The sequence below is a fragment of the Vibrio sp. Y58_MX_L22 genome (genome assembly GCF_024181865.1).
Lineage (GTDB): Bacteria > Pseudomonadota > Gammaproteobacteria > Enterobacterales > Vibrionaceae > Vibrio > Vibrio alginolyticus.
On record NZ_JAMZAN010000001.1, the window covers coordinates 206,800 to 225,577 of the forward strand.

Annotated in this window: 17 protein-coding genes; 3 read left to right on the forward strand and 14 right to left on the reverse strand. The window is 42.7% G+C overall.

Annotated elements, in window-relative coordinates:
* Nucleotides 1-11: 11 nt before the first annotated feature.
* Nucleotides 12-782, reverse strand: a complete 771-nt coding sequence (locus tag NL626_RS00860) for a TerC family protein (RefSeq protein WP_005377734.1) — start codon at nucleotides 780-782, stop codon at nucleotides 12-14.
* Between the two features lie 411 nt (nucleotides 783-1,193).
* Here NL626_RS00860 and NL626_RS00865 point away from each other — a divergent pair, with 411 nt between their 5' ends.
* Nucleotides 1,194-2,132, forward strand: coding sequence for a LysR family transcriptional regulator (locus NL626_RS00865; RefSeq protein WP_005377737.1), 939 nt, complete (start codon nucleotides 1,194-1,196; stop codon nucleotides 2,130-2,132).
* Nucleotides 2,133-2,151: 19 nt separating this feature from the next.
* Here the strand turns inward: NL626_RS00865 and NL626_RS00870 are convergent, their stop codons facing one another.
* The 4 genes from NL626_RS00870 to NL626_RS00885 form a co-directional block, all read right to left on the reverse strand.
* Nucleotides 2,152-3,033, reverse strand: a complete 882-nt coding sequence (locus NL626_RS00870) for a YjjW family glycine radical enzyme activase (RefSeq protein ID WP_170890610.1) — start codon at nucleotides 3,031-3,033, stop codon at nucleotides 2,152-2,154.
* A 22-nt stretch (nucleotides 3,034-3,055) separates the two neighbouring features.
* Nucleotides 3,056-4,600, reverse strand: a complete 1,545-nt coding sequence (locus NL626_RS00875) for a YjjI family glycine radical enzyme (RefSeq protein ID WP_213967684.1) — start codon at nucleotides 4,598-4,600, stop codon at nucleotides 3,056-3,058.
* A gap of 213 nt (nucleotides 4,601-4,813) precedes the next feature.
* Complete coding sequence (locus NL626_RS00880; protein WP_025766704.1) at nucleotides 4,814-5,437, reverse strand: LysE family translocator; 624 nt, start codon at nucleotides 5,435-5,437, stop codon at nucleotides 4,814-4,816.
* A 200-nt stretch (nucleotides 5,438-5,637) separates the two neighbouring features.
* Nucleotides 5,638-6,855 carry an HD-GYP domain-containing protein gene (locus NL626_RS00885; protein ID WP_222712232.1) on the reverse strand — a complete coding sequence of 406 codons (1,218 nt, stop codon included), beginning with the start codon at nucleotides 6,853-6,855 and terminating at the stop codon, nucleotides 5,638-5,640.
* A 487-nt stretch (nucleotides 6,856-7,342) separates the two neighbouring features.
* On the opposite strand from NL626_RS00885, the gene NL626_RS00890 reads away from it, so the two are divergent.
* Nucleotides 7,343-9,046 carry a bifunctional diguanylate cyclase/phosphodiesterase gene (locus NL626_RS00890; RefSeq protein WP_005377743.1) on the forward strand — a complete coding sequence of 568 codons (1,704 nt, stop codon included), beginning with the start codon at nucleotides 7,343-7,345 and terminating at the stop codon, nucleotides 9,044-9,046.
* Nucleotides 9,047-9,153: 107 nt separating this feature from the next.
* On the opposite strand, the gene NL626_RS00895 is transcribed toward NL626_RS00890, so the two are convergent.
* From NL626_RS00895 to NL626_RS00915, 5 genes are all read right to left on the reverse strand, one after another.
* The gene (locus tag NL626_RS00895) at nucleotides 9,154-9,627 is read right to left on the reverse strand and encodes a response regulator (RefSeq protein ID WP_005377744.1); all 474 of its coding nucleotides are present in this window, start codon (nucleotides 9,625-9,627) and stop codon (nucleotides 9,154-9,156) included.
* The gene (locus tag NL626_RS00900; RefSeq protein ID WP_005389108.1) at nucleotides 9,614-10,951 is read right to left on the reverse strand and encodes an ATP-binding protein; all 1,338 of its coding nucleotides are present in this window, start codon (nucleotides 10,949-10,951) and stop codon (nucleotides 9,614-9,616) included. The genes NL626_RS00895 and NL626_RS00900 overlap by 14 nt, the downstream gene beginning before the upstream one ends.
* A gap of 3 nt (nucleotides 10,952-10,954) precedes the next feature.
* Complete coding sequence (locus NL626_RS00905; RefSeq protein ID WP_017634015.1) at nucleotides 10,955-12,373, reverse strand: DASS family sodium-coupled anion symporter; 1,419 nt, start codon at nucleotides 12,371-12,373, stop codon at nucleotides 10,955-10,957.
* Between the two features lie 248 nt (nucleotides 12,374-12,621).
* Entirely contained in the window at nucleotides 12,622-13,086 is a 465-nt protein-coding gene (locus NL626_RS00910) for a GNAT family N-acetyltransferase (RefSeq protein WP_005389117.1), read from the reverse strand.
* 35 nt (nucleotides 13,087-13,121) lie between these two features.
* Complete coding sequence (locus NL626_RS00915; RefSeq protein ID WP_025766707.1) at nucleotides 13,122-13,484, reverse strand: hypothetical protein; 363 nt, start codon at nucleotides 13,482-13,484, stop codon at nucleotides 13,122-13,124.
* A 480-nt stretch (nucleotides 13,485-13,964) separates the two neighbouring features.
* On the opposite strand from NL626_RS00915, the gene NL626_RS00920 reads away from it, so the two are divergent.
* Nucleotides 13,965-14,522: a DUF3750 domain-containing protein gene (locus NL626_RS00920; RefSeq protein ID WP_031781286.1), complete on the forward strand. Its 558-nt coding sequence runs from the start codon at nucleotides 13,965-13,967 to the stop codon at nucleotides 14,520-14,522.
* A gap of 51 nt (nucleotides 14,523-14,573) precedes the next feature.
* Here NL626_RS00920 and NL626_RS00925 read toward each other — a convergent pair whose 3' ends face one another.
* The 4 genes from NL626_RS00925 to NL626_RS00940 all read right to left on the reverse strand — a co-directional run bounded on the left by NL626_RS00925 (nucleotide 14,574) and on the right by NL626_RS00940 (nucleotide 18,628).
* Nucleotides 14,574-16,151, reverse strand: coding sequence for a sensor domain-containing diguanylate cyclase (locus NL626_RS00925; RefSeq protein ID WP_005389121.1), 1,578 nt, complete (start codon nucleotides 16,149-16,151; stop codon nucleotides 14,574-14,576).
* Nucleotides 16,152-16,335: 184 nt separating this feature from the next.
* Nucleotides 16,336-16,806: a heme-degrading domain-containing protein gene (locus tag NL626_RS00930; RefSeq protein ID WP_005389124.1), complete on the reverse strand. Its 471-nt coding sequence runs from the start codon at nucleotides 16,804-16,806 to the stop codon at nucleotides 16,336-16,338.
* Nucleotides 16,803-17,843, reverse strand: coding sequence for an oxidoreductase (locus tag NL626_RS00935; RefSeq protein ID WP_005377752.1), 1,041 nt, complete (start codon nucleotides 17,841-17,843; stop codon nucleotides 16,803-16,805). Before NL626_RS00935 ends, NL626_RS00930 begins: the two co-directional genes overlap by 4 nt.
* Before the next feature lie 11 nt (nucleotides 17,844-17,854).
* Nucleotides 17,855-18,628 carry a DeoR/GlpR family DNA-binding transcription regulator gene (locus NL626_RS00940; RefSeq protein WP_253656898.1) on the reverse strand — a complete coding sequence of 258 codons (774 nt, stop codon included), beginning with the start codon at nucleotides 18,626-18,628 and terminating at the stop codon, nucleotides 17,855-17,857.
* Between the last annotated feature and the right edge of the window lie 150 nt (nucleotides 18,629-18,778).

The following is an 18,778-nucleotide window of genomic DNA, read 5'->3' on the forward strand; positions in this document are numbered from 1 at the left end:
AATATCTTTTATTATTGACGAGCTTCTAATCTGGTTGGATGAACTCGCAACGGACTAAGACGTTTAATAGTCGGGCGTTGTTTGTTTTTTAACTGGATATGGCAAAGTTCCAGAATTAAGCCGAATGCCATCGCAAAGTACACATAACCTTTGTTGATATGAATTTCGAAGCCTTCTGCCATCAATAAACCACCTAACAAAACGAGGAATAACAAAGCAAGTGTCTTAAAACCAGGGTAACACGACACCAGGTTATTGATTTTTTCTGCTGTCATGACCATCACGATAGCAGAAGAAACAATCGCTGCGACCATAAGTGGGACATCACTTGTCAAACCAACGGCGGTTATCACCGAGTCCATCGAGAATACAGCATCCACGGCAACAATCTGCAACAGAACTACCGCTAAACCAGTACGGGCGTGAGTTGAGTGAGCCGACTCGTTGTGATTTAACCAACTCCACAACTCTTTCAGGCTTTTAGCCAAGAGGAATGCACCACCCGCAATCATGATAACGTCTCTTCCGGTAAACGCTTGGTTCGCCAAAGAAAATAGCGGTTGAGTCAATTGCATGATCCAAGAGATTGAAAACACTAAACCAATACGAGCAATAACAGCAAGACCAATACCAAGGTTTCTTGCCAGTTTACGTTGGTGCAGCGGCAGTCTTTCACATAAGACAGAGATAAAAACGACGTTATCAACGCCTAAGACAACTTCAAGCGCAAACAAAGTGGCGAAAATAGCCCAAGCTTCTGGTTGCATAAAAAGTTCTAGCATGAGCATGTCTCCAATAATAAGAAGACATATGGTGAAGGGTTTTGTCGACTAAAGGGGTCGTCCATTAATTATTTATACCTTTGTTACTGAGGGATCATGAGTAAATCACCAAACAATCAACAAAACAATATCTATTTTAATTAACAAGGAACAAGTTTAATTCGTGTACAAATCAATCAACTCCTCCAAATTGATTAAAATTACATAGAAGCTTTAGAATTGAATAAATGAAAGCATTAAAGTCCAACAAAACTAAGATAAATTTCTAGACTTATAAGCACCATCAACCCTTATGCAACCCATTAAATGCATTGAGCTCAAAGAGAAACAGGCGTGTTTCCGAGATAAACAATAGTAAAAATTTGTTTCATGCTGATATACTGCCAAAAATCATAAGAAACCATGCTATTTATGGACTACATTGCTCTTTCGCGTATAAGCCTTAAACATCTAACTGTTTTACATATGTTGTTAACCACTCACAGCGTCACACTTGCGGCAGAACGCTTGTGTGTAACACCATCGAGCGTCAGTAAAACGCTCGGACAGTTGCGCGAAACGCTAAAGGATGACCTTTTTTACCGTGATGGCACTCGCTTAGTGCCGACAGCATTTGCGCTGCATATAGGCCCTTCAATCCATGGCATACTCTCCAGTATGAATGGGTTATTACATCAAGGCTCTTTTAATCCGGCTTACTATCAAGGTAGTTTTTCATTAGCAATGCGTGAAAGTTCGTTTGAGCTCTTTGCGCCAGTTCTACAGCATCTGTCCCAACAACTGAGTAACCACGCGCACTTGAATGTCCATGCGAAAGAGGAAATGAGCTTCGATGCATTAGCAAGAGGTCAAGTGGATTTTTTGTTGCTTCCTCACGATCTCAGCCAACCACCCACACAAAATAAAGACTTGGTATGGAAAACCATTTTGAAAGACGAAATGGTTTGCTTAATGAGAGCATCGAACCCACTCGCTGAGCAACCCTTATCTGTTGAAAGTTACCTTTGTGCAAGACACATCGGTATTCATGATAAAGATCTGTCACAACCTTATTTTGAGCAAAATCTCACCCAAAGGCATTCAAAGCGAAACTTGGCCATGCGTGTAGCCGACTTTGGTTCAGCTGCGGTGATGTGTCAGCACTCGGATTACTTGTTCACATGCTCCAAGCTTTGGGCAAGAGCGGCAATGCAAGCAAAAGGTTTGGTTGAGCAAGCTCTTCCATTCGATTACGGGCAAGTAGCCTACAGCCTCGTTTGGAACAAAGCGAGCTTAAACGATCCCGCTTTAAAATGGTTACAGCAACAATTACTCGACGCTTGCGCCATGTTAGATGCCTGTGATGCGTAAGCATAGATAAACAACGGTACTACGTGAGTACTGTCGGCACTGTGATAGGGTTACTCACGTAGCATCGAAGCTCTGATTTTAAGCGTTCGATATCATGATGAGAGCACATATCCCAAGTTAACGCCTCCCCCACTACTCCTTGATGCTGAAAGGCATTTAAACGGATAAGCACCGATTCAGGAAGAGTACTCAAGTAACGTCCAATTGCTACGATTTCTATATCTAAATCACTTTTTCGGGGAATATGCAGTAAGCGGACCTCGTACAATTTTTCGTGCTCAACAAGGTACTGAAGGGTTTTAAATACACGATGATTATCACGCCCAGTTAGCCACTGATGCGTCTCCGTCTGCCACGCTTTCAAATCGATCATTGCGCCATCCAGAAAAGGTAGAATACGCTGCCAACCAGCAACCGCTAAAGAACCGTTACTGTCGATGAAACAAGAGAGGTGCCGTAATTCAGGATCTTGTTTTATCCCTTTAAACAGCTCAATAATGAAAGGAAGTTGTAAGGTAGATTCCCCACCGGATACAGTAACACCACTGATGAAAAAGCGATGTTTGCGTATCAAATCGAGCATTGTTACTACAGAGTAGTCAGTAATTTTTGGATTAGATTGGTTCTGACATATCTCTATACAATGATCGCAGTGGGTGCACTCCTCTTTAAGCCAAACAACGTTGTTGTTTTCGTCGAACTTCAATGCGCCTGCTGAACATTCACTCACACACTCACCACAATGATTACAATGGTTTATCGTGTGAGGATTGTGGCAGTTCAAACACTGATAGTTACAACCCTGTAGAAAGATGACTAGACGATTTCCTGGCCCATCAACACAAGAGAAAGGAAGGATACGAGTGACTTTTGCCAAAAGGCTTCCACTTCGTCTAGACATCTTGTTCTTTCCTAAACCGAACTTATGCCTGCGTGTAAGTCGGTGTTACTTCATGACTCACCACACGTGGTGAGCGTTCTAAAATTTTGGTATTTTTTGCTGCTTCTGCACCTAGAAACGTCGTGTTGGTTCTCGAACCTTCTTCATCATATTTCGCGACGTCTGAAAGTTTGATCATGTAGCCTGTCACGCGAATTAAGTCATTTGAACTGACATTCGCGGTAAACTCACGATAACCAGCATTTAGTGCCCCTTTACATAAATTGAACATCGCTTCTGGGTTAGATTTCACCGTTTCATCAATCGTCAAAATATCGCTGATACCCGCACGATAATACTGATGATGCTTCGCCGTTGCTTGTACATAAGTGACTGGGTCTGGCTCTGCACCATAAGGCAGACGTACACCTGGCGTAACATCATGATCTAAGCTAATGCCGCCTTGTGCATGTAAGAGCGCTTTGCCATCTAAACCATATTTCACCGGGGTTGAGTCCACCAGTTTAGCCAGTGTTGCTGAAACATCATGAGCAAAAGTATTTGCTCGATCATTTTTTCCGTATCGCCCTATTTGCCCTTCTTTTTCAAATAGAAGGTTTACCGCTTCGGCCATGCCGTAAACGCCATACATTGGCGCGAAATAGGACTCTTTTATCAACCCTTCTTGCGTCAAAAAGCCTTGAAAGAAGTTCGATTTTTCATGCAAGTGCGTGCTTCTTGCGTTTATGAGCTCGACCATTAATCGATGGTAAGAAGGCAACGCACTGTTTAAGAAGTCGTTACAGTCTGATGCTCGTTTTGCAACTTCTTTTAAATTCATTCGCACCAATGTGTTCGAGCCACCTGCTAATGGAAGCGAGTTGTAGCAACTTACAATACCAAAGCGTGAGCCGTTGTAGGCTTTCGCGTGCATTGGGTAATTGGCGATATGCGGTTTACTGCATTCACAAATGTTCTGTGTCGCTTGACGAAGTAAATCATCAGGTGTAACTGTCTCGTCGTACATAAAGGTGAGATTCGGTGCGATCTGCTTGAGCTCCGCATCTACTTTTAAAACAGTGCGACAAATAATGTTGTCTGTCGGTCCGACATTCACATGCATAAACGCATCTGGCAATGTGCGATCCAGCATGATCCAAAAATGTTTTAACTTTTTGTAAATCTGGCTCTCTGTTAGGTCGCCTATGTAAGGCAACAAGACATCATCTAACTGGCCTAAGTAAACCGGAATGTTCGTTACCGAAGGAACATGATGGTAAATGATGGTCAGCATGTTCAACGCATCATCGAAATCATCAGCCGGAGACAACTCTAAATAGTCTGAGCCTTGCGATAGAAATTTAGCGTAATCAGGCAACACATAGCGAGGTTTAAACGGTGCATGACCTTCAAACATATCGCAGATGATGCCTTCATCCATTGCTTGTCTCAGTGATGGAGATACGGTCATGTAAGGAATGCACGCTTCCGCCTCTAAAGCTAAAAAACTCGACTTCTGTTTTGGAGAAAGACGGACGTCGGTCGCGATATCTAGAAAACGTTGTTGTAGTTTAGAAAGGCTTGTCATCTAAGATATTCCTACAAAGTAACCACAAGCCCACAAGACAAAATACGAGCTCTACCCCTAAAGAGTAACGTGATTTTACTCCTGCTTGGCTGTTGCCACTAATGAAAATAAACAAAACGTCTATTTCCATTCTGGAAATAAGACAAAGCTAAATTAGCGCATTCCAACTTACTATATGGAAAAAACCCAGCTGCGTACCGAAGTCTGTCTTATTTATCGGTTTGCCGTCGACAACATCACGCCTGCACCAATAAATACTCCACCAGTCAAACGATTGAACAACTTCGCTCTTCCAGCGACAAACAACCAATCGGAGGCTTTTACCCCTAACAATGCATAAAATGTTAGCCAGCTAAGCTCAAAAACCACAAATGTAGACGCGAAAATCGCGTATTGAGACAGTAGCGGTGCGGAAGGTTCTATGAATTGAGGAAACAAAGCGGTGAAAAAGACTATCGCTTTAGGATTACTAGCGCCAACAATGAAACCACTAGTGAACGCGCTAAACGCTGTCGCGGAACTTTGAGTCGTTGCCGTTTTATTAAAATCTGTCTGAGATGAGCGCAACGCTTGAATACCTAACCAGATTAAATAAGCGGCACCACACCATTTGATAATATTAAAAACTAACTCAGATGAAGCAATGACAACTCCCAGCCCGGTAAATGAGAGCGTAAGGATGATCGTAATCGCAGACAAACTGCCAAGTGCAGTCATGAAAGCAATACGAAACCCACTACTCACTCCTTTACTCAAACACAACAGTGAGCTTGGTCCTGGTGAAGCAGTGAGCACGAGAATGGCAAGAGTGTAAAAAATCCATGTATCTATTTGCATTGGCATCCCTTCCAGAAAAATGAGGTTTATAGCCCATTGTATAGAACTATTTTATCGCCCGGTTTCTATCCATGAAGCCGAGGTCTTAATAACCATCTTGCATCTAAATAACTTAGAAAAAATTAATAGATAGTTATGCAAATAAAATACGATCTACATGCAAGGATGTAAAGCCTGTTGTATAAGCTTATCTATTTCTCTTAATCATAAAAAGGCTTAGGATCGATCTCTAACGATGAAGGCGCGATCGCTCTTTCAATTTTGTACGCACTCGTTTTTAAATCCACCATCGTGACATCAATGTATCGTTTATACTTGCGGGAGTAGAAACATTTCACTTCTGGCTTTAATGCTTGAGATTCATTTGAAGACCAAACAATACCAACACGCCCATCGTTCAACTCGACAATGGAGCCTACGGGATACATCCCAATGCAATTAATGAATTTGTAAACTAAGTCGGCGTCTAAATGAAATGGCGTTAGACTCAACAAGATTTTAAACGCTTCCGCAGAACTCATGCCTTTTTTGTAACAGCGATCAGCCGTTAGCGCATCGTAGATATCTACAATACAGCTCATACGGCCGTGAATTGGAATCTCATCCCCCTTCAAGCCTCTAGGATAACCATTGCCATCTAACTTCTCGTGGTGCATCAAACAAACATCACGGCTTACGTCACTAAGCCCTTTTACGTGAAGGATAATCTCACCTGCGAACACTTGATGTAGCTTCATATGTTCAAATTCTTCAGGCGTTAGCTTCGCTGGCTTGTGCAAGATCTTATCATCGACTTTAATTTTACCTACATCATGAATAATGCCACCTACAGCAAGCTGCTTTAGTGTTGGCTTATCCAAGCCCAAGTACTTACCGAATGACACTAAAAGACAAGCGACATTGACGGAGTGTTCCAATAAATAAGAGTCTTTTTTTCGGAGTGCAGAGACACACTGCAACGCATCTGAGTCAATCAAAACACTTTCAATGACATCGTCAGCCCAAGCTTCTACTTCATCAACTTCAATGATTTTTCCTTCAAAAGTTTGATTCAATAGTTTTTGCGCCAAATCTTTTGCTTCGGCGATCAACTTTTTGGCTCGCTTGTGTTGGATGTCTCTCGAACGATAAGCTCGTTGACCCCTCTTAAAATCTGAGTGTTTCTGCTCTCGCGTCTCTTTAGTGGCATCAGTTGATTCATCTACAGGCTTGAAGACACACTGCTGCGAAGATAATGTTTGATCTACCCAAACATACTTTACGCCACTTGTAGCAAGCTTCTTAATGCCTTCAGGGCTAGATATCCGCCCTGCATTGGCTAAATTGACGCGCTTGTTGTGCTCTATCGCGGTAACAAACATACCAACGCCGATATCAGCGAGCGCAATTTTGATTGAATTTTTCGGATCGTACTGCATATAAAGAAGGCTTACTCGATATTAACGTCCACATTATAAGAGATTTGATTACTTGGCGTGATAATAAATTTGAATTGATTACAATTAATGAGCATCCTGTCAATTAATAATCGGTCGCGCTCATTAAGTCCTTTTTGTTATTATGGTTTTATCCAAGATAACATATATACAAATGACGTTAGAAAACAACACATTGATACCGACACAACTGAAAATAACTTTAGGATAATTATTCATAAATATTTATAGATTGCGGACGGCATCAATAACTGTGTTTTATAAATGATTTTTACTGTTGACTATTTTTTATAAATGTCGATGATTAGCCGCCTAATCTTAGTATGTTATTAACCTAGTAGCGCATAAAATGATAGCCAAACAATTTGAACTGACACTTTTGTGATTGTAATGTACGCCAGCAGATCAACTCTATGTTATCAACCCCAACACTCATCTCTGATGCTAAAAGGCTCGAGGAGGAAATATCTTGACCACCATATTTGACCAACAAGTCTCAGATAGTGACCGAGAGTTCCTAAAAATCGTCGAAGAACGATTCATTCATATCTTCGATGTATTTAACGAAGGCCTCTTTTACATGGATGAGTTTGGCACCATGGTATTTTATAACAAGGGCTTTTATGAGCAGCTTGGTATCAACGCTGGTCGAATCAGCTTAGAGCAATGGTTAGACCTTGTTCACCCTCTCGATCGAGAAAGACTCTCCACTCGGGTCGATGCTCACATCATTACCAACAACACGAGGGTCACAACGACCTACCGCGTGCGTAAACCCAATGGACAGTACGTCTGGATTGAAGGCGTAGCCATGACCAAAGAAACAGAACATGGTCATTATATGGTTGGTAGCCACCGTGATATTTCTGAACGCAAGCTGATGGAAAGCTACATTCATCAAGTCGCATTTCATGACAATGCGTCAGGTATGGCTAATCGCGCCCATCTCTTGCTGGATATTGAAGATAGTGTGCGAGCCACCGATTCTTGTGCATCTATCTGTTACATTCAGATAGAAGAGATTAAATCTTACTTAAATCAATATGGCAGCGAGTTGGTCGATGGGTTAGTGGAAAAATTGCTACAAACTCTCAGTCACCTACCTTCTCCAAATAGTTCTGTATATCGCGTACATGATGATGACTTTGCGATTTTGATTCACGATGAATGCTCGGTAGAAACGCTGCAAAGTTACGCCGAAAGTTTAAAGGAAACCTACCACGAGGCAGTGATTGAAGAGGGCCAATACTTAGGAAGTAACATTAGTATTGGTTTGTATCCTTGCATAGATCCAAGTCACTCAGCAGAGGAAATATTGCGTAAAGCAGCACGAACTTGTCAGTACGCAAGCGAGCAGAATAAAGACCGTGTTGCGGTTTACAGTGAGAAAACTCAGCATGCCGTAGACCGTTATTTCTTTATTGAACAAGGTCTAAAAAGTGCACTAGAAAAACAGACATTAAGCGTTAAGTTTCAGCCAATTATTGACGCCAAAAGCTCAAAAGTAGTGAGCTTCGAATCTCTGGTTCGCTGGCGTAGCAAAGAGTTTGGCGAAATTTATCCAGACGAATTCATCCCCGTGGCAGAGAACAAAGGTTTGATTGTCGAACTCGGATATCAAGTCTTTGCCAAAGCGTGTGAATTTATCAAAAACTACCGTGAGCGTTACCAAAACCAAGTTCGTGTAAACGTGAATGTTTCTGTACTTCAGTTAATGAATAGTGAATTCCCTGCGCGAATTAAAGCCATGGCGGATGAGGTTGGTGTCGATCCTGAGTCTATTGTGTTGGAACTAACAGAAACGTTTATTTTGGATAATAATCAGACAGCCATTGCCCCTCTGAATACCCTCAGGGAACTAGGATTTGCACTCTCTCTGGATGACTTTGGATCCGGTTACAGTTCATTAAATAGCTTCTTCGACCTCCCGATGACACAAATCAAAATTGATAGGTCGATGGCGTGGAAAACACTAACCAACCGCTCTTCACAAGAATATCTGAAGTTTCTTATCACTATGTGCCAGGAAAATAATATTGAAGTAGTGATTGAGGGAATTGAAGACGCCAAAATGTGTGAATTTTTTACCGAAATGGGCGTCGATTATCTGCAAGGTTATTGGTTCTCTAAGCCACTTTCTGTTGCCAGTGCAAGCCGCTATTCGTTGAGTTAAGCATACTAGAGCAATATTCCGCACGGCCACGTTAAACATGCTGAACTATTCACTATAGATTTCAGACACTAACTGGCCGTGACGAAAACAAAGCTTAATGCCCCCTATTAACGTAGGCGTTCAAACACCACACTCTGATCTAAATGTTCGTGATACTGAGTGTAATCTAAACCCACATCAAAGATATATTGGGTCACCAGGTTTCTAACGCACTCTATTAATTGGCTTGCTTGCCATGGTTTTTCAAAGTAGCGGTCAATGCCTGCGGAGTTGATCGCATTAATCGTATCGGTGTGCGTCGCTTGCCCGGTAAGAAGCACTTTCCTCGTAAAGCCAAAACGACCGTCTTTTGATACATCGGTCAGCAGTTCTACTCCCGTTTTACCTGGCATCACATGATCGGAAATAATCAATGCGATCATCTCGCCTTCTGCATCAAATTCATCCATCAGTTCTAGAGCCTCACCTGCTGATTCGCAGTCTTCGACATTCAACCATTGATTTAACGGCTCTAAATCTTGTAGAACCGCGCTTAGTACCTCTCGTTGGTCATCAACGCAAATTACATTAAGCTTCTCCATGTTCACCCTCTACTGGTAACTTGATTCTAAAAATCGTTTTTTCACTGTCGCTCTTTACCACAATAGAGCCGTTATATCCGGCGATAATGCGCTTCACAATCGACAGACCTAACCCTAAACCAAACGACAATCCCCCCTTTTTAGTGGTGAAGTTTGGCCGGAAAATTTTTCTACGTGTCGCTTCATCAATTTCTGGTCCGTTGTTAGCAATCGTGACCAAAATTTTACCCTTACTCTCCCGAGTATGTATTTCGATACCGGGTTTCTCCGTTTCACCAAGTGCATCGCACGCATTCTTTAAGATATTTACCCAAACTTGGACGAGTTCGGTTTGAGAACCAATAAAAGCAGGTAAATCCGCAGGGCTAAAACGAACACTCACTCGTCTTAAGTCACTTTGCAATAGAGCCAAGGCGCGATTGATTGAATCATTGATGTTAATCGCTTCATCCAAGTCGATATCCGTGCGCCCCAATTGTTTTACGGATCGCACAATGCCAACGGTATGTTTAGAAGCGATGCGTAAGTCATGGAGATCTCGCCCCATTTGCCAGAAACGTATCGCTTCTTCTGGTCTTTTTAGCCAATGTTCTGAAAGGAAGTTATTTGGAACGGCACGTGCAAGATCACGAGCAACCTCCTTGGTTAAACCGTAGTATTTTTCGAAGTGACGCCCCCGCTTTCTCGCTTCGCTAGAAGAGACTTTCTGCCCTTGCATTAAACCAAAATCAAAAAATTGACTCGCTTCCGGATGAACTTCTTCAAGCAGTTCCATGATAACTGTCTCTAGCCGTTCTGATTTACTGCTTACAACGCCTATCGCATTGTTCAACTCATGAGCAATACCCGCTGCAAGCTGCCCCAACGTTGTCATTTGCTCTGCGGTATGAAGCTTTTGTAGCGCTTTTTCTTTAGCTAATGCCTCTTGCATTGCACGCCGTTGACGACGAGATAATTCGTTAACCATCACAGGCATAAATTGTGTCGTCAATGGTCCGTATGTCGCCTCTTCCACGGCGGGCGTATCACGCTGTATCCAAGCCAATTCAACATCGGTTTGAGCAATCACTGTCGAAGAGGCAGTCCACGTACCAGAAAAGAAACTATGTACGCCAATAAACGCACCTTGAGACGCAGAAAATACCTGAATCGGTTTCTTGTCATCTTCCGCGTAATAGCCCGCCAGTTCTCCCGACAGCACATAGTACAAGCGATCATTGTAGCCAGCTTGCTCAATAAGCACCGACCCGGATAAAACCGTTAATCGGCGTTCAAGGTGATTAAAGTAGCGTTGTACTAACGCGTCTAACTTCGTTTCGTACATGGGTTATCCAATATGCCCAACAGTATGTAAAATCCACACCATCACAAAGCTGAGTAATACGCCAATCACGCCTAGCACGGCACCGATACGAGCCATTTGGCCGCTCTCGACATGCCCTGTTGCATGAGCTAACGCGTTTGGTGGCGTACTGATTGGTAACGACATACCGAGTGAAGCAGCAAATGTCACGACTAAGATCAGAGTAACTTCACCGCCGAGAGGCGTTAACGAAGCCATAGAGGTACCTAACGCAGCCATAATCGGCATCAGCAAGTTTGCGGTGGCAGTATGCGACATAAAGTTTGCCATTAACAAGCACAAGAAAGCCGCACCAAACAAGACAACATATGGCGAGAACTGATCAAACGGAATGCTGTGTACCACCAGCTTCGCAAGCCCGGTTTTATCTAGAGCAAGGCCCAGAGCAATACCGCCTGACACCAACCAAAGCACATCCCAAGAGATTTTCTTCAAGTCTTCTTTGTTGATGATGCCCGTCAATGAGAACACTGCCACCGGAATTAATGCTACTGTGTAAGAATTCATTCCATGTGCAGAACCCATCAACCAAAGAATAATCGTGCCGGCAAAGGTGACGTAAACCATTATTGCTTTGGGTGTTTTCAAAAACTTGCTTTTAATGTTCAGATCGATGGTGGTTTGTTCGGCTTTATACAAAAAGCCAATCAGAAACCAGGCTAACGCCATCATCACAATAACGAATGGCACACCAAATACCATCCATTCACCAAACGTAATTAAGTTGTCACCAACCAAATATTTTAGGGCGATGGCATTCGGTGGCGTGCCGATTGGAGTACCAATGCCACCAATGTTGGCTGCAACAGGAATACACAAGGCGAATGCAATTCGACCTGGGTCTTTAGGCCCGAAAACCGCTATCACAGGGGTTAAAATGGACAACATCATCGCTGTTGTTGCGGTGTTTGACATAAACATAGAAAAAACAGCGGTGATCAGCATCAACCCCAGCATAACGAACTTTGGTTTTTGTCCAAATGGTTTGAGTAACACTCGGGCTAAGTTGACATCTAACCTGTACTTTGTCGCCGCCATAGCCAAAAAGAAACCGCCGAGGAAGAGCATGATAATCGGACTAGCGAAGGTCGCCATTATCTCGTTGTATTGTAATAGCTCACCAAAATGTGGCTGCCCTTCTTGCAAACGAAAGAGCACAATACCTTTATTTGATACAAGCAATAGCTCTAGGACAATGATCACAACCGAAGTGGCGTAGATTGGAATTGGCTCGAATACCCAGCAAAGTGCGGCAAGCAAGAAGATTGCAATCACTCTTTGCTGGACGATAGTAATGCCATCAAATGGGAACGCAGAGAGAGGCATCAACCAAACAAGCAATGGTATCAATGTTGGAACAACGTATTTGAGATAAGGGCGCATAGTACTACTTCTCTTCCTGAGATGGTTAGCCAGACACATTTGGCGTTTGGAACGCTATTACCCGCCGCAAAACCAAAACTTTCAGACTGTTTTTAAGCCTTCAGAGACGAAATGCGGTAATGGCGTTCCAGAGAAGATTATGTACACTGTTTTCAAACAAAACGTTGGTGCGAGATCAATGAACTCGTTTTCACATTGGAAAACATTTTATATCTGTGTTCAAGCTCACTAAATGCTCACTATTTAAGTTAAATATACTTTTCCATCATAAAGTTAGTTAAGGTTTCTCCCCTAACCTCAACATGTTGTCGAGACTTAACTGTGAAACCCATTTTCTCGTAAAAAGGTCGGGCGGTAATACTCACTTCAGAATACAGTCGTTTTATCCCCTGTACTTTCGCCTGTGAAAAAAGAAAAGACATCAAATCACGACCAACACCTTGTCCTTGGTATTCATGATGGCAAAAGAAATGATCAATCAAGCCGTCACCTTGCAAATCACAATAGCCAACGACCTGCCCTTCTATCTCCGCGACGTATGGTTGAATATCGTCCATTTTTCGTTGCCACACATCGAGGTCAAAATCTGATGGTGCCCAAGCGGAAACTTGTGATTCCGTATAATCGCGACGATTAATGATTCGCACAGTATGGTAAAAGAGTGCCCACAGTGTTGGGGCATCCTCGGTGCGATAGCAGCGTATTGAGAGCATCAATTTCCTCATTCTTATTCAATAAATACTAAGCATTAACGCAAAGTGATACTAGTGAACTCATCATTTTCAATGCCAATCACTAAAGGCTTCCCAATCTGATCACTGTTCATCAGTACGGTTGTATTCAGCTCTCGGCTTGATCTGCGTATTTTGCTTTTTCTTATGATATGAACATTCACAATATAATCGGAATACTCCTTTATGATTCCTCCGGAAAATTCTACGTGCTCACTTTCATTGTCTCGGACAACATGAAATTTTCGATTGGCTTGAATATCAGTACTGATGGAGGAGTCACCATAGTTCAGCACAACGGACGTTGGTTCGCTATCTTGATTGGCAAAACAGCCAAATGCGAACATGCTTAATGCGAGTATACTTTTTGATTTAAACATTAATTATTCTATTTCTAGTTATTTTTCTGCTATTTGCATGACCAAACAGCACTTGTTCTGTGAGCGCCTATTGTGCCATAGCTGAGCGCTGACTCTAAACGCGCAAAAAGATGAGCGATGAAAATTCCGCCCAAAACAAGCAAATGCGAGACAATGTGAGGGTCCCAAACTCACTCAATCAGTCAAAATCCACTGTAAACCTCTGTTTTTTCAATGTTTTTAATTCATGTGGCCGTGTAAGGAATACATACAACCTCTTACTTTTTCATACGCAACTAGACGAATCGTTCGAGAAATACGGCATCGTCTATGCCACATGTTACAAATCGGCTTACCTTATTATTACGTATGAACTGGAATTATGGCACTAACTTCCCTCTCTCTTTTAATAAGGAGAGGATTTCAACTATCAGACTTGCCACGTTTTTATAGCTAAAATCAATAGAGCATTACCAGCATCGGTTGGTCTAGGAGCAATAAATGAAAGACCCTCTCAACTTTACTCACCTTGTAAAAATTTGGCTCATGTCAATCGCGGTTATGCTGGGTGGATGCACTCAAGGAGATTGGCGTACCGCAAGCAGAGAACCTGCGGGTATCGCACCCGATCCTTCCAATGTCAAGCATGCTGTGATTGAGTTTTACGCCGCAGACGCGTTTGGTTGGCGAGGCTGGTTTGCCGTTCATACATGGTTTGCAATAAAGCCTGAAAATGCGAACGAATATACAGTGTATGAAGTAGTCGGCTGGAGAGTGAATCGCGGACAACCCGCTCTATATCAGTACCAAACTGGGACGCCAGATCGATATTGGTATGGTGCAAAACCAGAAAAGATCCTCTCCATACAAGGTGAAAAGGCCCACCAGCTTATCCCTAAAATACAAAGTGTTATTAACCAATACCCTTGGGCTGAAGAATATACGCTGTTTCCAGGGCCAAATAGCAATACATTTCCGGCTTGGGTGGGTAAACAAATACCAGAATTAGAGCTGAACTTGCCGTTTCGCGCAATTGGTAGCGGTTACGCCAGCGATTAACAGCAAAGATTAGTCACTGGCTCGTTTTATGTTCAGCATAAAGCACAATATCTATTGTGCGTCGTCACCCAACTCCGTTCTATTTCTTCCATTATGTTTCGCTTTATACAGTGCATTATCGGCGTCTTTCATTACCGCTTCAATTGGTGTGTCATTGCCTTTCCAATGAGAAACACCCAACGAAACCGTGACCTTACCAACCACCTGAAAGTCATGTTGTTCCACGTTGTGTCTAATACGCTCTGCAACATCCATAGCGTGGTTTACGTCTGTTTTTTCCAAAAACATCATAAATTCTTCACCGCCAGAACGACACAGGTGATCATTAGAGCGAGCTTGGTCTTTCATTAACTGCGCAAACTCTCTAAGTAAATTGTCACCCACGTCATGGCCATAGTTATCGTTTACGCTCTTAAAGTGGTCAATATCTAGCGCCAAAACAGAGAACGCGGTATTTTCCTGCTTAAACAAACCAAGAACTTTATCTAATCCACGTCGATTCAATAATCCAGTCATCGAATCTGTTAATGTATCCAGTTGCAGCTTATCAATGGTTTTTGACACGATACCAAATGCTTTAAGAAAGCTAAGCTTCAAATGTGAGACCTCAAAATACCAAGACTTAACCAGTTTGAGATCATCGATAGAGGATGAATGTTCTTCGACACCTCGCACAGCACCCGCTAACTGCCAAAGTGGTCTAGAAATAAGAAGGGACAAGAACCAAATTAGCAACAAAGTTAATAAACCAATTGGAATCGACTTAAGGAAAACATTCCACATCTGTTCATCTAGCACAGATAACGTCATCGATTTCGGGCGCTGAGCAACAATTCCCCATCCTGATGACTTTACTGGTGCATAACCAGCAAGCATTTCGACGCCGCGAGAGTTAACAATTTCTTTGTTACCGCTCTGCCCCATCGTCACCGCTTTGATTGCCTCATTATCGTCGATTACTTCACCAACTCTCGATTGATCTGGGTGATAAATCAGAGTGTTACTCTCATCGACAACGTAAAGGAAAGAACCATCTTTGTATGCGTGCTGGCTGAGTAACTCTGCAAGAATATTTTCTTTTTCTAGATAAATAGTGCCGCCGATATAACCTAAATATTCATTAGATTGAGAAAATATAGGGTATGAGATGGTTAACAAGTAATTTCCAGCTGGCGATATAAATGGTTCAGTAACAACCGGTGCTTGAGCGTTTAAAGACTGGCGTTTTCTTTCACCCACTAACCTTACACCTTTCACCTGAAGTGTTTCAGGGGATACAGAAATAATAACCCCTTTTGCATTAACGACAACCACAGAGTTAAATGATTTGGTTTGCGTTCTTAATCTCTCAGCCTCTTTATCAAGAAGCTGAGCGTCATGCATCTTGTCTTTTAGCACGTTCGCACTGTATTTTAGCTGCGACATTGAGCTTTCTATGAAAGAGTCTGTCATTTCAGACATTTTTTGGGCGTAAACACGGTTTGATTCTAACGTGTTATTGATGATGAGATCCCTTTGAACACGATAAATCGAGTAGAATGCGTTGATCAAAGTGACAAGCACACTGAACACACATAGGGTGACAATAAGATTTCTAAGATTGAGTTTTTCTTTTCTTCTAAAAGACATTGCCAATGGCCAACTTTGAAGGCTTTCTGTATAAATGAGCGTATAGGTTATATGAAATTGATTTGATTTTCAGGTAGTAAGTTGGGATCAATGTTAATATTTGCTCACATTAAAGAACACTTTATGAGCTAAAAAGAGAATTCAGTAGCACGATAAAGAACCGTGCTACTTTCATATTTGGCGTTTAAGAGGGTTTTGTCTCTGTCATCGTTTTTAATATATCCACAACTAGCTGATGATCATCTAACTGCGGTAAACCCGATACCGTCACAACCCCAACCAAACCAGACCCAGAAAGCCGAATTGGGAACGCGCCACCATGAGCACAGTACTCACGAGCATCGAGATGAGGCTGATTTTCGAAATCACGTTGCTTTTGCTTGTTGTACAGAGAAAGATAGTAAGAGCTGTGGCCATACCTTAATACTGAGTTTCGCTTCCTACGGACCCAATCTAAATGATCAGCACAGGTTCCTGCCATCGCGTATTGAAATAGCGTTTGTCCAAAGCCGTAAACCTCAATAGCAACAGCCGCGCCGCGAGCTTCAGCCTCTTCTTTTAGAGCGAGGCCGATAGACCACGCAATATGATGATTAAATTCCGCCAACTGAAGTTCATGCTCTTGCCGGGCCACGAGTTCAAGCGTCAAACTCATGGTTTCACCTGAATCGTTTTACCCGTTTTACTGCTTTCCAATGCCATCTCAATCAGAGCGATATTCTGTACTGCTTGAGCGGCAGGGACCGGGTTATCAGTGCCCAAACGAATGGCGTCTGCCACACCAACAAAGTAAGCTTGGTACGCGCCTCTCTCCGTTTTGATAGTTTGCGCACCGTCTTCGTCGTAACGGACTCCGTATAACGCCTCATCTTCTTCCGACCAAGCATCGTTTTCCGGCAAACGGCCTTCTTTTAAGTAGCCCTCTTGAGGATCTAATCCGAACTTTTCATATTTAGCTTCCGTACCCAATACTTTGTATCGGAGATTCGGCTCTGGGCTATACAAGTTTGAATGCAAGTGCACAATATGCTCAGGGTAATGAAGTATCAAGTTGTAATAATCAATCGTCGTCGCGCCCGGACGCATCATTCGACATTGTGCGTCTATCGCATCTGGCAAGCCAAACAACACCAATGCTTGATCGAGAAGATGAGGAGCAAGGTCGAATAGAATACCACCACCATCTTGAGCTAGCTCTCGCCATCGTTGACGAACTTCAGGGCGGTAACGGTCAAAGTGTGACTCAAACAGCTTTATATCACCTAACTTACCTTGTTCGATAAGAGATTTAACCGTGAGAAAATCTCCATCCCAACGTCTATTGTGAAAAACGCTCAGCACTAGACCTTTCTCTTCCGCCAAGGCGATAAGTTCATTACCGTCTTCTATACGAGTAACAAACGGTTTCTCGACGATGACGTGTTTCCCATTGTTCAACGCACGCTTTGCAAGTTCGTAATGTACGTCATTTGGCGCAGTAATGATTACGAGTTCTGCATCACTATCATCGAGTAAAGTATTCGCATCAGAAAACCACTTGGCATCTGGCCAATCATTTTGAACCGCCTCCTGTTGACGAGAGCTTATCGCGCTCAGCGTTAAATTTGGTAGCGCTTTAATGAAGGGTAAATGAAACGTTTTTGCTGAATATCCGTAACCAATCACAGCGGTTTTTACGGGATCGTAAGCCATTCTAAGATTCCTTATTTCGGTGACACAACAATACATTCAATATCATTGTGATCGAGGAGTTGTTGAAAATCTGATTGAGGGGGATGATCGGTAATAATGATGTCGATCTTTGACAAATCACATACGTGGTGGAAATTGTCGCTACCAATTTTTCGGGATTCACAAACGACGATGACCTGCTGAGCTTGAGCAATCATCGCTTGTTTCATTGTAGCTTCTAACAAACTATTTGTTGTCAGCCCTCGGGATGTCAATGCACACACGCCAATGAACGCTTTGTTCACGTGATACTGCTGCATTTGCTGCTCTGCTTGCGCCCCTAAAACTGCTCTGGCATAAGGGTCAAAGTGTCCGCCTAAGAAATGAACGTCCATTGTGTCGTTTGTTTCAGCAGCGGTCAGTACATCAATGCTGTTAGTAACGACGTTGAGCTTGTTTTCTCCACAACGCGCTTTTCCTGCATAGAGTGGGAGCAGAGACAAAATGGTGCTGGTATCAATAACAAGATGGTCGCGCTCATCCAACAACGCTGCGGCAGCTTGAGCTAGTCGATGTTTAACGTCACTCACGGGTCGACTCGCGTATGCCTCGGTATGGGAAGAGATCGGCGCAAGCATGACACCACCTCGTATTCTTTGTAACCCAGGTTGCTGACTCAACTTAACTAAGTCTCGACGAGCTGAATCTCGCGAGATACCAAAGTACTCACAAACTTCAGACAACGTTACTTTATTTTGCTGATCCAGCTTCGCTCTGAGCGCTACGAGTCTTTCTTCTTGTGTCATAACTTAAATTCACTTAAGTAATTTTAAGTAAACTTGCCACAATGATAGAAAAATTACCAACAAAACCACTTATAACCAACTCAATTGACCAAAAGTTAACCAAAGATAAATGAGCAGCAAGGCAAAACTTCCTAGGACGGTACGTTCACT

Bases quoted from the DNA above. Each gene is read 5' to 3' on its own strand.
- NL626_RS00860 (WP_005377734.1), bottom strand. From the start codon at position 782: ATGCTAGAACTTTTTATGCAACCAGAAGCTTGGGCTATTTTCGCCACT.
- NL626_RS00865 (WP_005377737.1), top strand. From the start codon at position 1,194: ATGGACTACATTGCTCTTTCGCGTATAAGCCTTAAACATCTAACTGTT.
- NL626_RS00870 (WP_170890610.1), bottom strand. From the start codon at position 3,033: ATGTCTAGACGAAGTGGAAGCCTTTTGGCAAAAGTCACTCGTATCCTT.
- NL626_RS00875 (WP_213967684.1), bottom strand. From the start codon at position 4,600: ATGACAAGCCTTTCTAAACTACAACAACGTTTTCTAGATATCGCGACC.
- NL626_RS00880 (WP_025766704.1), bottom strand. From the start codon at position 5,437: ATGCAAATAGATACATGGATTTTTTACACTCTTGCCATTCTCGTGCTC.
- NL626_RS00885 (WP_222712232.1), bottom strand. From the start codon at position 6,855: ATGCAGTACGATCCGAAAAATTCAATCAAAATTGCGCTCGCTGATATC.
- NL626_RS00895 (WP_005377744.1), bottom strand. From the start codon at position 9,627: ATGGAGAAGCTTAATGTAATTTGCGTTGATGACCAACGAGAGGTACTA.
- NL626_RS00900 (WP_005389108.1), bottom strand. From the start codon at position 10,951: ATGTACGAAACGAAGTTAGACGCGTTAGTACAACGCTACTTTAATCAC.
- NL626_RS00905 (WP_017634015.1), bottom strand. From the start codon at position 12,373: ATGCGCCCTTATCTCAAATACGTTGTTCCAACATTGATACCATTGCTT.
- NL626_RS00910 (WP_005389117.1), bottom strand. From the start codon at position 13,086: ATGCTCTCAATACGCTGCTATCGCACCGAGGATGCCCCAACACTGTGG.
- NL626_RS00915 (WP_025766707.1), bottom strand. From the start codon at position 13,484: ATGTTTAAATCAAAAAGTATACTCGCATTAAGCATGTTCGCATTTGGC.
- NL626_RS00920 (WP_031781286.1), top strand. From the start codon at position 13,965: ATGAAAGACCCTCTCAACTTTACTCACCTTGTAAAAATTTGGCTCATG.
- NL626_RS00925 (WP_005389121.1), bottom strand. From the start codon at position 16,151: ATGTCTTTTAGAAGAAAAGAAAAACTCAATCTTAGAAATCTTATTGTC.
- NL626_RS00930 (WP_005389124.1), bottom strand. From the start codon at position 16,806: ATGAGTTTGACGCTTGAACTCGTGGCCCGGCAAGAGCATGAACTTCAG.
- NL626_RS00935 (WP_005377752.1), bottom strand. From the start codon at position 17,843: ATGGCTTACGATCCCGTAAAAACCGCTGTGATTGGTTACGGATATTCA.
- NL626_RS00940 (WP_253656898.1), bottom strand. From the start codon at position 18,628: ATGACACAAGAAGAAAGACTCGTAGCGCTCAGAGCGAAGCTGGATCAG.